This is a genomic window from Litorivivens sp., from assembly GCF_041625495.1.
Lineage (GTDB): Bacteria > Pseudomonadota > Gammaproteobacteria > Pseudomonadales > Spongiibacteraceae > Litorivivens.
In genome coordinates, this window is sequence record NZ_JBFJTH010000026.1 from 1 (window position 1) to 13698 (window position 13698).

Consider the following 13698-nt stretch of genomic DNA (forward strand, 5'->3'; position numbering starts at 1 on the left):
AGGTCAAGAAGAGCTGTTGCTCGGCGCGGGTGATGCCCACGTAACACAGGCGACGCTCCTCTTCGAGACTCTGTTCTTCCATCGACATGCGGTGCGGGAATAGGTTCTGTTCCATGCCGGCAATAAACACTACCGGAAATTCCAGGCCCTTCGCCGAGTGCAGTGTCATCATCTGCACGCTGTCTTCGTATTCGTCGGCCTGTTGTTCGCCAGCGTCCAATGCAGCTTGGTCGAGGAAGGCGCGCAGTAGTGTTACTTCCTCGTCTTCACTTTCAAAGGTGCGTGCAGCGCTGACCAGTTCCTGCAGGTTTTCTACCCGTGCCTGACCTTTTTCACCTTTTTCTTTTTTGTGAAATTCTATTAGCCCAGAGGCTTCAATGGCGTGATCTACCTGCTCATCGAGGGGCAGTTCTGCAATGGCGCTTTCCATGCTGCCAATCAGCTCAATGAAAGCCTGCAGTGCGCCGCTGGCGCGAGCGGGTAGTACTTTTTCTCGCAGGCAGAATTGCGCGGCCGCCCACAGCGAACACCCCTGATCGCGGGCGAGTGTGCGCAGCTGGTCCAGTGTGCGCGCGCCAATGCCTCGTGTTGGGGTATTGATAACACGCTCGAGCGCGGCGTCGTCATCGCGGTGTACACACAGGCGCAGGTAGGCCAGTGCATTGCGGATTTCCAGGCGATCGTAAAAGCGTTGCCCGCCGTAAATGCGGTAGGGCAAGCCCGCGCGAATCAGGTTTTCCTCCAGCACCCGCGATTGGGCGTTGCTGCGATAGAGGATAGCTATATCACTGCGGGCGAAGTCGCCGCCATTTGTAAGACTGTCGATACGCTCAGTGATAAAGCGCGCTTCGTCCTGCTCGTTGAAGCCGGCGTACACTTGAATGGGATCGCCTTCGTCGCCCTGACTCCACAGCTCTTTGCCCAGTCGGTCACGGTTGTGGGCGATCACCGCGTTGGCGGCCTTCAGGATGGTTTGGGTGGAGCGGTAGTTCTGTTCCAGCCGGATGGTGTCAACGCTGTCAAAATCACGCGCGAACTGCTGAATGTTTTCAATGCGTGCGCCGCGCCAGCCGTAGATTGACTGATCGTCATCGCCGACAGCCGTGATTGGCACCTGTTTGCCCGCCAGAACCCTGAGCCAGGCATATTGGATGGTATTGGTGTCCTGAAACTCGTCTACCAGAATATGACGGAAGCGATTCTGGTAATGCCCCAGCAGAGCCGGGTGGTTCAGCCAGATTTCGTGGGCGCGCAGTAACAGTTCGGCGAAATCCACGACCCCTTGTTGCTGACAGATTTCTTCGTAGCGCCGGTAGACCCGCAGCATCGTGGTAATGAACAGGTCGGAGCCGTAATCCTCTATATGCTGGGAGCGTTTGCCTTCGTCTTTCTGGGCGTTAATGAAGTACTGGGACTGGCGCGGCGGCCAACGGCTTTCGTCCAGCTCCAGTTCGCGGTGGATGCGCTTGAGCAGGCGCAACTGGTCGTCGCTGTCGAGAATCTGGAAGTTGTCGGGCAGCCCTGCCTCTTTCGCGTGTGCTTTGAGCAGTCGGTGTGCCAGCCCGTGAAAAGTGCCTACCCACATGCCGGCGTGGTTAAACCCGAGCAGATCTTCTATGCGGCTGCGCATTTCGCGCGCGGCTTTGTTGGTAAAGGTGACCGCCAGAATACTATGAGGTGAGCAGCCTTCCGCCTGAATCAGCCAGGCAATACGGTGCACCAGCACGCGCGTTTTGCCACTGCCGGCACCGGCCAGTACCAAGCTGTTTCCGGGGGCGGCAGCAACGGCCTGGCGCTGCGCGTCGTTAAGATGATTGAGAATGTGTGATACGTCCATGGGGTGGCATTCTAGCGTGAATCGGGCGGCGAGTGGGATGTTGCTTGCTGGTTTGTTCTTAGCCCACAGGCTTCAGACCTCGGCCGCTGAATCGGCTACAATCCCCCAAAAGGAGTCGTACCCACCATGAAACCCCGCAACATTATTCGCGCTATCGAAAACGGTCGCCACGAGCTGCGCAAATCTGAGCGCAAAGTGGCCGATTTTGTGTTGGCCAAGGCGGAAGATGTGATTCACATGCGCATTGTGGATCTGGCGCAGGAGTCTCAGGTGAGTGAGCCGACGGTGGTGCGTTTCTGTCGCGCCATTGGGTGCGATGGTTTTCAGGCCTTCAAGCTTGCGTTGGCACAACATGTGGCGCACAGCCCGCGCTACCAGCAGTACCGCTTTACTGAGCAGGACTCGGCCCATGAATATACCTTTAAGGTATTTGATGCGACCATGGAAACCTTGAAGCGGGTTCGCGACAATATTGATGTGGGTGCGATTGAAAAAGCGGTAGAAGCCCTGCGCAGCGCGAACCGGGTGGAATTTTACGGCTTTGGTGCCTCGGGCGCGGTTGCTAGCGACGCGCAGCACAAATTTTTTCGTCTGCAGATTTCTTCCAGTGCCTACTCCGACCCTCATATACAGGCCATGTCGGCGATGTCGCTGCGACGCGGTGATGTGGTGGTCGCGATTTCCCAGTCCGGGCGAACGCGCGCCCTGCTTGATGCCATCCAGCTGGTGAAGGAGGCCGGTGCCACAGTGGTGGGCTTGGCGCCCAGTGGTACGCCGGTGGTGGAGGCCTGCGACCTGCCTATTTACATTGATGTTGAAGAAGACAACGAAAACTATACCCCGCTGCCCTCGCGTATTGCCCATATGGCGGTGATTGATATTCTGGCGGTGGGTGTTTCCCGAGCCAAGGGACCATCGGTGCGTGAGCACCTGGCTACACTGAATCGCGGCCTGCAATCATTGCGGGTACTGCGCGAACCCTGAGTAACTGGAATGGGTGTTGCGCGAGCCGTCTGGCTCCGGCCGTAGTTGCATATGCCCCGGTGCTGGGCTAACTTGGCGTCAAATAACGTTTTGCCAGCCCCAAGGAGATCAGAATGAAACTGGTAACAGCGGTGATCAAGCCCTTTAAACTTGACGACGTGCGCGCCGCATTGTCAGACGTAGGAGTGCAGGGTATCACGGCGACCGAAGTGAAAGGCTTTGGCCGTCAGAAAGGCCACACTGAATTGTATCGTGGCGCAGAGTATGTGGTGGATTTTCTGCCGAAGGTAAAGTTGGAAATCGCGGTCGCAGACGATCAGGTCGAGCGCGTTATTGAGGCTGTGTCGAAGTCGGCGAACACCGGAAAAATTGGTGACGGCAAGATTTTTGTCAGCGCACTGGAGCAGGTTATACGTATCCGCACTGGAGAAACTGGCGAAGAAGCCATTTAGGCCTCCGGGCCTGCACTGCCCGGTGCAGGCCACCCCTCTTCCCTTGAGAATATCCCCCTGCAATAAGCTGTAATAAGCGAAAGCTCGAATAGAACAAAATATACTAGCGCCCGCGAATTCTACCTATTGTGTTTTGAACGCCAAACGTGCAATTTTGGCCGGAAATCTGTTGTGGTGATGTGGATACAAAAGCGAGGTTTACATCATGGGGACGAGCCGACGAGACAGTGCGTTTGACGACGACTTTACCGAAAGTGTCGAGGAGCCTTGGGACGATACCGAGGATACTCATACACTGACGGCGCGTGAACGTATTCGCAGGCAGCTGGCGGACGATGTTGAGGCGTATCTGGCCCGAGGTGGACAGATTCAGCACCTGGAAACTACGGCACATGCGGAGAGTCACGCAGAGAAAGTGGGCGACAACGATTTCATTTAGCCGCTATTTTCTCAGTATCGCCTAGCTGGTCAGTTCGCGGATCAAGTCCGGAACGCTATGCCAGTGCGAAAAGCCTGGGCCAACAGCTTGGTGCTTTCCGGTAATTCTTGCTTGCAAGGTGTGCATACCAAGCAGGCGTGCCGGTTCAATATCATGATAAGGGTCGTCGCCGATATGGAGTGTCTGCGCCGGCCCAGCCCCACCAATATCCAGTGCCGCACGGAATATCTCTGGTGCAGGCTTGCTGATTTTTACCTCCTCTGCCCGAACAGCCCCGCTAAAATACCGTCCGATAGGCATGCGTGTTACATCGGCATTGCCATTGGTCAGCGCCACCACAGAGAAGTGTTCGGCCAGCCATGCCAGTCCGGCTTCAGCGTCGGGAAAGAGTGATACGGCCTGACGCGCTTCCAGAAAAACTTCAAAGGCTTGGTCTGATAGGGTGCGTGCGCGCTGCTTGCTAAACCCGGCTTCCAGCAATTGGCAGTACAGGCTGTCGCGTCGCCAGAGACTGATATCGTGCTGCAGCTCAGGATGCTTTTTCAGGTGTTGCAGACGATAGTCTCGCAGATCGTCGCTGCTCAGGGTGCTGAACAGCTGGGCTTCCTCGCGACAGAGGAAATTGTAATAGACCACCTCCGCGCGGGCGATCACATCGGTCACTGGCCACAGGGTGTCGTCGAGGTCGAGGGTGATCAGTTTAATGTTCATGAAGACTCTTTTTTACGGCGTGCCGCGCGCGGGTGTGCTTTGTCATACACCTTGGACAAGTGCTGGAAATCCAAGTGGGTGTAAACCTGGGTAGTGGACAGATTGGCGTGTCCGAGCAGCTCTTGTACGGCGCGCAGATCGCTGCTGGATTCCAGCAGGTGGCTGGCAAAAGAATGGCGCAGCATGTGGGGGTGTACAGACTGATAGATGCCCTGCTTTTTGGCGAGCAGTTTCAGTCGCTGTTGTATGCTGCGAACCCCGAGTCGCGCTCCGCGCTGGCCTATAAACAGCGCAGTTTCGCTTGGGTCGGCGCAATGCAGGTCACGCACTTTCAGCCAGTTTTTCAGTGCGGTAAGCGCGACGGAGCCTACAGGTACTGTGCGGGTTTTGCTGCCTTTGCCGGTGACGGTGACTAGCGCGCTGTTGAACTGGATGTCGAGCGTGTTCAGTGAAGCTAGCTCCGCCAGGCGTAACCCTGAGGAATAAAACAGTTCGGCGATGGCCTGGTCTCGCGCTTCAATCCAGTTGTCAGTGGGGCCAGATAGCATCTGCTCCATCTGTTCCGGGCTGAGTGCTTTGGGTAGTCGCTTGGGCGACTTCGGCGCCTGAATACCCAGTGCCGGGTTGTTGTCGCATAGGCCCTCGCGTACCAGGTAATTGAACAGTGTACGCAGGGCAGACAGTTGTCGCTGAATGGTGCGGCCACTGGCGCCGCCGGCGCGGCGGTCACTGACAAAATGGCGGATGGCGGCCACGTCGACCTGGCTGGCGGTATCGATTCGCCGTGTCTCGCAAAAACGGAGGAAGAGCTCGAGATCTCGGCGATAGCCTTTCAGTGTGTGTTGGCTGAGTCGACGCGCTGACTGCAGGTAGCTGAGACAGTGTTCGACCGCGTCACGCAAAGGCATGTCAGGATTTTAGCAACCGGGGCAGGCAACGGTTTATCACTTCGGCAATGTAACCCAGAAACAGGGTATCCATGCTGCTCTGGAAGTGCTGAGGATCTTTACTGCCAATGGCAATCAGGCCCAGCGGGCGATCACGGTGCAATGGCACAACGGCCGCGGAGCCTACTCGAGCGACTTCTTTGTCGCCAAACAGGAAGGCGATTTCCGTATCGCGGAGTATGCCGCAAATGGCCTTGTTGTTTTTCAGAATGCTGCCCACGTATTTGCTGGCCTCGGCTTCGCTGGTCACGCGCAAGCGTGAATTACTCACTACCGGGTTGCCAAACACGACCAGGCCGGCCGCGTCGATGTCGAAGTTTCGCGTCAGGTGGGTGCAGAAAATGTCCGACAACTCGTCAGCGCGCTTAGCTTCGACCAGGGCGAGCACCAGAGCCTTGGTTTTTTCAAATAGCACGTCGTTGCGTTGGGCGTTTTCCAGCAGGCCGCTGAGGCGTGAGCGCATTTCCATATTGCGTTCACGCAAAATGCTTACCTGCCGTTCGGTGAGAGAGACAGCTTTACCGGTATCCTGAGACAGCTTGATTTCGGCTAGCAGGTCTTCGTGCTTGAGGAAAAAGCCTGGATGATTACGCAGATAGCGCGCAACGTCGTCGTCGGTCAGGGTGTCGGTCTTTTTTTCTGTCGATGATTCCACGTTGCGGGTTCCTGTTGCTGGTCGCGTCATTGTTGTCTGGGCGTTATCGTTGCCGCGCCGCTATATGCGTACCTGGCCTTCAAAGACTGTGGTGGCTGGCCCGGTCATGATAACGGGATGACCCTCCCCCTGCCAGTTCAGGCTCAGCTCGCCGCCTTTCAGCTCGGCGGTGGCATCGGCATCGAGCAGGCCGCGCTGAACTCCGGCAACCATCGCTGCACAGGCGCCGCTGCCACAGGCCAGGGTTTCGCCTACACCGCGTTCAAACACCCGCAGCCTGAAACGCTGCCGATCAATGATCTGCATAAAGCCCACATTGACTCGTTTTGGAAAGCGCGGGTGCGCTTCTAGGGTGGGTCCCAGGCTTTCGACGGGCGCGGTGTCGACATTGTCCACCTGCAGTACCACATGCGGGTTGCCCATCGAAACGGCGCTGACCTCTAATACTTGCCCGTCAGCTTCCAGCTCGTAAGTGGTGGCGCGCTGATCAGCCACAAAGGGGATCTCAGTCGGCTCGAGATAGGGTGACCCCATGTCTACCTTTACGCGCTTGTGCTCGTCGATTTCCAGACTGATCACGCCACTGCAGGTTTCAACTCTGATGGGGTTGTTGCCGGTAAGTTTTTTGTCGCGTACAAAGCGGGCAAAACAGCGCGCGCCATTGCCGCACTGTTCGACCTCACTGCCTTCGGCATTGAAGATGCGGTAGCGAAAATCTACATCTGGGCGCTGCGGTGCTTCTACCACCAGCAGTTGATCGCAGCCCACCCCAAAATGGCGGTCGGCGATTTTTCGTACGTGATGGGGCTTGAGGGTAAAACGCTGGGTGATCAGGTCAACGACGACAAAGTCGTTCCCAAGCCCGTGCATTTTGGTAAATTTGAGCAGCATAATCCGGCACCTGTGCGCCTCGCCGTTGGCGCGCTGAGTATAGGATGCTGGAAGATTGCTTCAACAACGCGGGTTGTCAGGGGAGCAACTGTTCGCCCAGCATCAGGTCGGCGAGTGATTCCCGCGCCCGGATCAGGTAAACCTGGTCGTTGTCGACCATGACCTCTGCGGCGCGTCCTCGGCTATTGTAATTGGAACTCATGGTAAATCCATAGGCACCGGCTGAAGCTAGGGTAAGCAGGTCGCCCTCGGCAAGACAGAGTTCACGGCCTTTGGCCAGAAAATCGCCGGTTTCACAGACTGGGCCGACAATATCGTAGGCTTTGCGCTCACCGTTGCGTGGCGATACCGGCAGCAGATCCATCCAGGCGCTGTACAGTGCCGGGCGCAGCATATCGTTCATCGCCGCATCGACAATGGCAAAATTTTTGTGCTCATTGTGCTTCAGGTATTCCACTTTCATCAGCAGTTGGCCGGCATTGGCTACCAGTGAGCGACCCGGCTCAAACAATAGTGTGAGGTCGCGCTCGCCCAGGCGCTCGCGCACGGCACCGATATATTGGGCCGGTGTGGGAGGCTGTTCGTCGCGGTATTTAACGCCGAGGCCGCCACCCAAATCCAGATGGCGAATGGTGATGCCCAGGGTGGCAAGCTCGTCGATTAGCAGCAGTACGCGGTCCAGAGCATCGAGAAACGGGCTGACATCGGTCAGCTGGGATCCGATATGGCAGTCTACGCCAATCACATTGATGTGGCTCAGATCGCGGGCGCGGGCATAGACTTGCGGCGCTTCCTTGATGTCGATGCCAAACTTGTTGTCGCGCAGGCCGGTAGAAATATAGGGGTGAGTCTGGGCATCAACGTCGGGGTTTACGCGGATAGAAACCGGTGCGGACAGCTTCAGTTCGGCTGCAACCGAATTGAGGCGTTCCAGCTCCGAGGCTGATTCCACATTAAAGCAGCCGATGCCGGCTTTGAGGGCTTCGGCCATTTCGTCGGCAGTTTTTCCGACGCCGGAAAAGACAACTTTTTTGGCGTCGCCGCCTGCGGCTAGTACCCGGGCCAGTTCGCCGCTTGAGACAATGTCAAAACCGGCACCCAAGCGTGCCAGAACATTAAGCACGGCAATATTTGAGTTGGCTTTTACGGCATAGCAAACCTGATGCGGCATGCCCTCAAGCGCACGGGTGTAGGCGTTGTAGGCGGCTTCTATATACTGGCGGGAGTAGATGTAGGTCGGGCTGCCGTATTGTGCGGCAATGGCGCTCACCGCCACGTTTTCCGCAAACAGTTGGCCGTTCTGGTAGTGAAATACGGCGCTCATCGGGCCTTCTCCTGTTGGTTTGTTGCAACGTGGTCGGCCGGTTCGTCGGGCAGGCGCAACGGGCCTTTCTGGCCGCAGGCTGCCAGCAGGAACAGAGAAAGAAGTATGCCAAGAAGTCGTGTTGCCATAAGCCCTGCCGCCAGTACCATCAAAGGGCGGGCATTATACCGGAATCTGCTGTGGTTGCCTGCCGCTGTGGTTGCCTGCGTGGCGTGATTGCTGAACAATAGCTTTCTTTTGACGAGTTGGGGATGGGAATGAAACGCATTCTGGTGACGGGCGGTACCGGCTATATCGGCAGCCATACGGTGGTTGAACTGCTGCAGGCAGGATGCGAGGTCACCATCGTTGACAACCTGAGCAACAGTTTTCGCGTGGTGCTGGAACGGATTGCCAGCATCAGTGGTCGCGTGCCGGACTTTATCGAGGGCGATATCCGCGATCGCGCCGTGATGGAGGCTGCACTCAAGCATTCGCAGGCTGAAGCGGTGATCCACTTCGCTGGTCTCAAAGCGGTGGGTGAAAGTGTCGAGCAACCCCTGAAGTATTACGATAACAACGTTAACGGTACGCTGGTGTTATGTGAGGCGATGAACGCCTGCGGCGTGAAGAAGCTGATTTTCAGCTCATCGGCAACGGTTTATGGTGATGCTGCGGCGCCCTACCGTGAGGATATGCCACTGGGGCGGGCCACCAATCCCTACGGTGCCTCCAAGGCCATGATTGAACGGATCCTAGAAGACCAATGCATCGCCGACAGCGACTGGTCGGTGGGAGCGTTGCGCTACTTCAATCCAATTGGCGCCCACGCGTCGGGCTTGATTGGCGAAGACCCCCAGGGGATTCCCAACAACCTGATGCCCTTCATCAGTAAAGTGGCGGTTGGACAACTGCCGCAGCTGTCCATTTTCGGCGATGACTACGACACTCCCGATGGCACCTGTATTCGCGATTACCTACACGTGGGTGATCTGGCTGACGGCCACGCCAAGGCGCTCAAGGCGCTGGCTACTCCAGGCTATCACGTGTTCAATCTGGGTACCGGCCGAGGTTATTCCGTGAAGGAAATGGTTGAGACCTTTCAGCGCGTTACGGGGCAGGCTGTGCCGCATGTTTATGCACCGCGGCGCGAAGGCGATCTGGCAGAGGTGTGGGCCGATGCAAGCAAGGCCAAACGTGAACTTGGCTGGTCAGCCGATACGCCGCTGGAAAAAATGATGGAAGATACCTGGCGCTGGCAAAGCGGGAACCCGAACGGGTATCGGGGCTGAGTTTGCCGGAGGAGCATGGCGCTCCTCTGCCTTAGTTGCTAGGGGCTTGCGCGGCCGCTTTGGGGCGTACCCGCTCTCCCATTAAGTAAATCCCTTTCAGCAGATTCAGTGCCTCGAACAACTGATTGTCATCTTCTGCCAGTGTAGTGTCGGAGTCGCCGTTCTTGCGACTGCGGCTGGTGCTTTCTTTACCGTCGTCGCGGGTCAGATGGCCGTGTAGGTCTGCTTCTGTCACCTCACCATTGCGCTCCAGTGTTTGTACTCGTGCCCGCTCGATGGTGATATCCGGCGCAATGCCCTGAGCCTGGATGGAGCGGCCGTTGGGCGTGAAGTAACGCGCAGTGGTTATTTTGATGGCGCGGTCGCGCGTGAGAGGCAGTACCGTTTGCACCGAGCCCTTGCCGAAACTCTGGGTGCCGACAATCAGTGCGCGCTTATGATCCTGCAGCGCGCCTGCAACAATTTCAGAGGCGGATGCGGAGCCGCCGTTAATCAAAACAACCAAAGGTGTTTCGTCCGCAGGTTCGGTGGCAGAGGCCTCGAAGATGGTTTTGGAGCTGGGAATGCGACCTTCGGTGTAAACAATCGTGCCCTCGTTTACAAAGATATCCACCAGTTCGATGGATGATTGCAGCAGGCCGCCGGGGTTGTTGCGCAAATCCAGAATCAACCCTTTCAGTGGCGTGTTGCTGCGTTTCAGTTGGTCCAGCTCGCGCTTGAAGTCGGTGGCCGTTTTGGTCTGAAACTGGGCCAGCCGGATATAACCAAAGCCGGGCTCCAGGGTTTTGGACCGCACACTTTTCACGGTGATGATGTCGCGGGTCAGGGTAACTTCGAAAGGTGCATTAATGCCCTCGCGAACCACGGTGAGTTCGATGGTGGTGCCTTTCGCTCCGCGCATCAGATCGACGGCTTCCTGCAGGCTCATGCCTTTCACTTGTTTGTCGTCGAGCTCAATGATCAGGTCGCCGGCGCGAAGGTCCGCTTTCTGGGCCGGGCTGTCGTCGATTGGGGCGATAACTTTGACAAAGCCGTTCTCCATGCTCACTTCCAAGCCCAAGCCACCAAACTCGCCGGTGGTATTGGTCTGCAGGTGATCAAAAGAACTGGCATCGAGAAAGGAGGAGTGCGGGTCGAGGCCATTCAGCAGTCCGCGAATGGCATCTTCCAGTAACTGGCGATCATCCACTTCATCCACGTAGCTGTTGCGCACCTGATTGAAAACGTCTGCGAATAGGCGCAAGTCTTCCAGCGGCAACTCACTTTGCGGCGCTGTATCTTTAGCGATTGCTGCGGGGGTGATCAGGCAGCTCAGCAAGGCGGCAGTGTGGACTAGTCGCTTCATTAACATACTCCGTAGCTTTAAACGGCATTGTACATAGATGTGGGGGGACACCCCAAGGTGTTTGGCCGGAGGTCCGGACACGCTATCCCCGACACCATCCGGAGGGGTTGGTCGGTCGTCCATTTTTTCGGATTTCGAAATACAGTGAGGCCTCCGTGCGCCCGCCACTGTTGCCGACCGTCGCGATGGTGTCGCCGGCTTTGACCCAGTCGCCGGTATCAAATAAGAGCGATTCGTTGTGACCGTAAAGGCTCATATAGCCGCCGCCGTGATCGATAATGATAAGCAGGCCGGCACCACGCAGCCAATCGGAAAACACCACCCGACCGTGATGGATGGCTTTCACTGGGCTGCCTTTGGTTGCGCCGATTACGACACCGTTCCAGTTCAGGCTGGAGCCGTCGCGGGAGGTGCCAAAGCGGTGTAAGGTTTTGCCGCTGGCGGGCCAGGTCATTTTGCCCTTGCGAGTATGGAAGGGGCGGTAGCTTTCCGGTAGAGCGATATTGACCACTTCCTCTTCAATGGCCTGCAGCAGCTTTAGCAGGTCGTCCTGCTCTGCCTGCATGGCTTTGAGTTTCTGGTCGCGTGAGCTGATTTGGTTGTCCAGTGCGGCAAGGGTGGTCTGGCGTTCCTTCTGGCGGGCCGCGAGATAGCTCTGCTGCCGTTTCAGGTCGGCACGGGTGGTATCGAGCTCGGCGGCCTTTGCTTCGATGGCGGGCTCAAGCGCGTTGAGTTCCGCAATAGTTTCGCGGTAGGCGTGTATCTGTTCAGTGCGGGCGCGATTGAAATAATCGTAGTACACCAGCGCCCGGCTGAGGGTGTCGGGCGATTGCTGGTTGAGCAGCATTTTCAGCTTTTTTTCCTGCCCCAATTGGTAGGCAGCGAGAATCTGCTGTTCGATCAGGGTTTGCTGTGTGCGGCGTTTGTCGTCGAGAGCGCGCTTGCGTGCAGACAGATCGCTGAGCTGGCTTTTCTGGCGAAGCAGTGCCTGTTGGGTGTTGTGCAGTTCGCGCTGGAGTTTGCCAAGACGGGTTTCAATTTCGCGTAGCGCCCGCTGTTCGCTATTGCGCTTTTCCCGATTGCTGTTGAGCTCACGCTGAACACTTTCGATGCGCGATTTCAGTGCTTTGAGCTGCTTGCGTTTGGTGTCATCGCCGGACACCGCCGCCGACCAGCCGAGCAGGCTGATCAGCAGGGCGATAACCAGGTTGCGCGTTGGCACTATTTAGGCTTCGATGACGAGCGACTGACCGGTCATTTCTGCGGGTTGCTCCAGCCCCATCAGCGCCAGCATGGTTGGTGCAACATCGGGTAGGCGACCCGGTTTAAGGCTGAGTTGACGCGGTCCAACATAAATAAAGGGCACCAGTTCGGTGGTGTGCTGGGTGTGAGGCTGGTTGGCGTTGTAGTCCAGCATCTGTTCGCAGTTGCCGTGGTCGGCGGTAATCAGACAGTCCGCGCCAGCCTCCAGTACCGCCTCGGTCACTCGGCGTAGACTTTCGTCGATCGCTTCAGCAGCCTTGACGGCGGCCTCAAAAACACCGGTATGGCCAACCATGTCGCCGTTGGCATAGTTAACGATGATGGCGTCGTATTTGCCGCTGTGGATGGCCTCAACCAGTTTGTCGGTAACTTCCGGCGCGCTCATTTCTGGCTTCAGGTCGTAAGTGGCAACATCCGGCGACGGCACCAGGATGCGCTCCTCGCCGTCGTACAGTTCCTCGCGGCCACCGCTGAAGAAGAAGGTAACGTGCGCGTACTTTTCGGTTTCCGCCATGCGCAATTGGGTTTTGCCCTGCTTGGCTAGCAGCTCGCCAAAGCTGTTGTGCAGTTCGTCGTTGGGAAAGGCGACGCTGGTCTTCAGGTCGGCCGCATATTCGGTGGTGGCGACAAAGTCCGCCAGCTTGGGGGTGGCCACACGGGTAAAGCCGGTGAAGCTGTCCTCGGTAAAGGCACGGGTGATCTCCCGGGCGCGATCGGCGCGGAAGTTCATAAACAGAATGGCGTCGCCGTCTTTAATATGAACCGGGGTTTCATCTCTGGGCACTATTAAGGTCGGTTTGACGAATTCATCGTCTTCATCGCGGCTGTAGGCAGCCTGCAGCCCGGCAACGGCGGAGTCGGTTTGGTAATCGGCCTTGCCGAGGGTGAGCATGTCGTAAGCGGCTTGTACGCGGTCCCAGCGATTGTCGCGATCCATGGCGTAGTAGCGGCCCACAATGCTGGCAATACGGCCGTGGCCGAGCTCGGCAAATTTGTCGTCGACACGCTTGAGGGACGCTTCGGCGCTGCGCGGTGGGGTGTCGCGGCCATCGAGAAAAGCGTGTACATAAACCTGTGTTGCGCCCTGGCTGACGGCGAGCTCGGCAGCGGCCAAAATATGGTTTTCGTGGCTGTGCACGCCACCTGGCGACAGCAGACCAAAAATATGTACGGCTTTGCCCTGGCTGACGGCGCGCTGGACGGCAGAGACGTACACCTCATTGCGGAAGAACTCTCCATCGGCAATGGCTTTGTCTATTTTGGATATGTTCTGGTAAATGATGCGGCCAGCGCCGAGGCTCATATGCCCCACTTCCGAATTACCCATTTGGCCTTCTGGCAGCCCCACATCCAGTCCCGAGCCAGAGATCAGGCTGCGCGGTTGCTCCGCCATGAGTTTGTCCCAGGTTGGGGTGTTGGCGTGGTAAATGGCGTTGTCTTTTGGCTCTTCGCGGTGGCCCCAGCCGTCGAGAATTACCAGTACCATGGGTTTTTTTGCTGTCATGTGGGTTTTAAGGCTTCGCTAAGTGATTGTCAGTGGGCGTCTATTGTAGCGATTTCAGAGATTAGCTGCCATGAG

General features: G+C 57.2%; 14 protein-coding genes. 4 read left to right on the forward strand and 10 right to left on the reverse strand.

Annotated features, from left to right (window positions below):
* The coding region (uvrD, locus tag ABYP39_RS04865; protein WP_372781392.1) for a DNA helicase II at positions 1 to 1837 on the reverse strand (1837 nt) is incomplete at its 3' end.
* A 126-nt stretch (positions 1838 to 1963) separates the two neighbouring features.
* Between uvrD and ABYP39_RS04870 the strand changes: the two genes are divergently transcribed.
* The 3 genes from ABYP39_RS04870 (at position 1964) to ABYP39_RS04880 (ending at position 3712) form a co-directional block, all read left to right on the forward strand.
* Positions 1964 to 2821 (forward strand): SIS domain-containing protein, encoded by an 858-nt coding sequence (locus tag ABYP39_RS04870; protein ID WP_372759412.1) that lies wholly within the window; start codon positions 1964 to 1966, stop codon positions 2819 to 2821.
* 113 nt (positions 2822 to 2934) lie between these two features.
* Positions 2935 to 3273, forward strand: coding sequence for a P-II family nitrogen regulator (gene glnK / locus ABYP39_RS04875; RefSeq protein ID WP_372750187.1), 339 nt, complete (start codon positions 2935 to 2937; stop codon positions 3271 to 3273).
* Positions 3274 to 3478: 205 nt separating this feature from the next.
* Entirely contained in the window at positions 3479 to 3712 is a 234-nt protein-coding gene (locus ABYP39_RS04880; protein ID WP_372750188.1) for a hypothetical protein, read from the forward strand.
* Positions 3713 to 3733: 21 nt separating this feature from the next.
* Here ABYP39_RS04880 and ABYP39_RS04885 read toward each other — a convergent pair whose 3' ends face one another.
* The 6 genes from ABYP39_RS04885 to ABYP39_RS04910 form a co-directional block, all read right to left on the reverse strand.
* Positions 3734 to 4423 (reverse strand): HAD family hydrolase, encoded by a 690-nt coding sequence (locus ABYP39_RS04885; protein ID WP_372750189.1) that lies wholly within the window; start codon positions 4421 to 4423, stop codon positions 3734 to 3736.
* Entirely contained in the window at positions 4420 to 5331 is a 912-nt protein-coding gene (gene xerC, locus ABYP39_RS04890; protein WP_372750190.1) for a tyrosine recombinase XerC, read from the reverse strand. Before xerC ends, ABYP39_RS04885 begins: the two co-directional genes overlap by 4 nt.
* A gap of 1 nt (position 5332) precedes the next feature.
* Positions 5333 to 6025, reverse strand: coding sequence for a DUF484 family protein (locus tag ABYP39_RS04895; RefSeq protein ID WP_372758893.1), 693 nt, complete (start codon positions 6023 to 6025; stop codon positions 5333 to 5335).
* A 60-nt stretch (positions 6026 to 6085) separates the two neighbouring features.
* Positions 6086 to 6916, reverse strand: coding sequence for a diaminopimelate epimerase (dapF, locus tag ABYP39_RS04900; protein WP_372749177.1), 831 nt, complete (start codon positions 6914 to 6916; stop codon positions 6086 to 6088).
* Positions 6917 to 6992: 76 nt separating this feature from the next.
* Complete coding sequence (gene lysA, locus ABYP39_RS04905) at positions 6993 to 8240, reverse strand: diaminopimelate decarboxylase (protein WP_372749176.1); 1248 nt, start codon at positions 8238 to 8240, stop codon at positions 6993 to 6995.
* Entirely contained in the window at positions 8237 to 8368 is a 132-nt protein-coding gene (locus tag ABYP39_RS04910; protein WP_372749175.1) for a lipoprotein, read from the reverse strand. Before ABYP39_RS04910 ends, lysA begins: the two co-directional genes overlap by 4 nt.
* A gap of 129 nt (positions 8369 to 8497) precedes the next feature.
* On the opposite strand from ABYP39_RS04910, the gene galE reads away from it, so the two are divergent.
* Positions 8498 to 9511: a UDP-glucose 4-epimerase GalE gene (gene galE, locus ABYP39_RS04915; protein WP_372781394.1), complete on the forward strand. Its 1014-nt coding sequence runs from the start codon at positions 8498 to 8500 to the stop codon at positions 9509 to 9511.
* A gap of 31 nt (positions 9512 to 9542) precedes the next feature.
* Here the strand turns inward: galE and ABYP39_RS04920 are convergent, their stop codons facing one another.
* The 3 genes from ABYP39_RS04920 to gpmI form a co-directional block, all read right to left on the reverse strand.
* Positions 9543 to 10856, reverse strand: coding sequence for a S41 family peptidase (locus ABYP39_RS04920; protein ID WP_372749173.1), 1314 nt, complete (start codon positions 10854 to 10856; stop codon positions 9543 to 9545).
* Positions 10857 to 10938: 82 nt separating this feature from the next.
* On the reverse strand, positions 10939 to 12078 hold the full coding sequence (locus tag ABYP39_RS04925) for a murein hydrolase activator EnvC (RefSeq protein ID WP_372781396.1): 1140 nt from the start codon (positions 12076 to 12078) through the stop codon (positions 10939 to 10941).
* 3 nt (positions 12079 to 12081) lie between these two features.
* Positions 12082 to 13623 carry a 2,3-bisphosphoglycerate-independent phosphoglycerate mutase gene (gpmI, locus tag ABYP39_RS04930; RefSeq protein WP_372747742.1) on the reverse strand — a complete coding sequence of 514 codons (1542 nt, stop codon included), beginning with the start codon at positions 13621 to 13623 and terminating at the stop codon, positions 12082 to 12084.
* Between the last annotated feature and the right edge of the window lie 75 nt (positions 13624 to 13698).

Bases quoted from the DNA above. Each gene is read 5' to 3' on its own strand.
- glnK (WP_372750187.1), top strand. From the start codon at position 2,935: ATGAAACTGGTAACAGCGGTGATCAAGCCCTTTAAACTTGACGACGTG.
- ABYP39_RS04880 (WP_372750188.1), top strand. From the start codon at position 3,479: ATGGGGACGAGCCGACGAGACAGTGCGTTTGACGACGACTTTACCGAA.
- gpmI (WP_372747742.1), bottom strand. From the start codon at position 13,623: ATGACAGCAAAAAAACCCATGGTACTGGTAATTCTCGACGGCTGGGGC.
- dapF (WP_372749177.1), bottom strand. From the start codon at position 6,916: ATGCTGCTCAAATTTACCAAAATGCACGGGCTTGGGAACGACTTTGTC.
- xerC (WP_372750190.1), bottom strand. From the start codon at position 5,331: ATGCCTTTGCGTGACGCGGTCGAACACTGTCTCAGCTACCTGCAGTCA.
- lysA (WP_372749176.1), bottom strand. From the start codon at position 8,240: ATGAGCGCCGTATTTCACTACCAGAACGGCCAACTGTTTGCGGAAAAC.
- ABYP39_RS04910 (WP_372749175.1), bottom strand. From the start codon at position 8,368: ATGGCAACACGACTTCTTGGCATACTTCTTTCTCTGTTCCTGCTGGCA.
- galE (WP_372781394.1), top strand. From the start codon at position 8,498: ATGAAACGCATTCTGGTGACGGGCGGTACCGGCTATATCGGCAGCCAT.
- ABYP39_RS04885 (WP_372750189.1), bottom strand. From the start codon at position 4,423: ATGAACATTAAACTGATCACCCTCGACCTCGACGACACCCTGTGGCCA.
- ABYP39_RS04870 (WP_372759412.1), top strand. From the start codon at position 1,964: ATGAAACCCCGCAACATTATTCGCGCTATCGAAAACGGTCGCCACGAG.
- ABYP39_RS04920 (WP_372749173.1), bottom strand. From the start codon at position 10,856: ATGAAGCGACTAGTCCACACTGCCGCCTTGCTGAGCTGCCTGATCACC.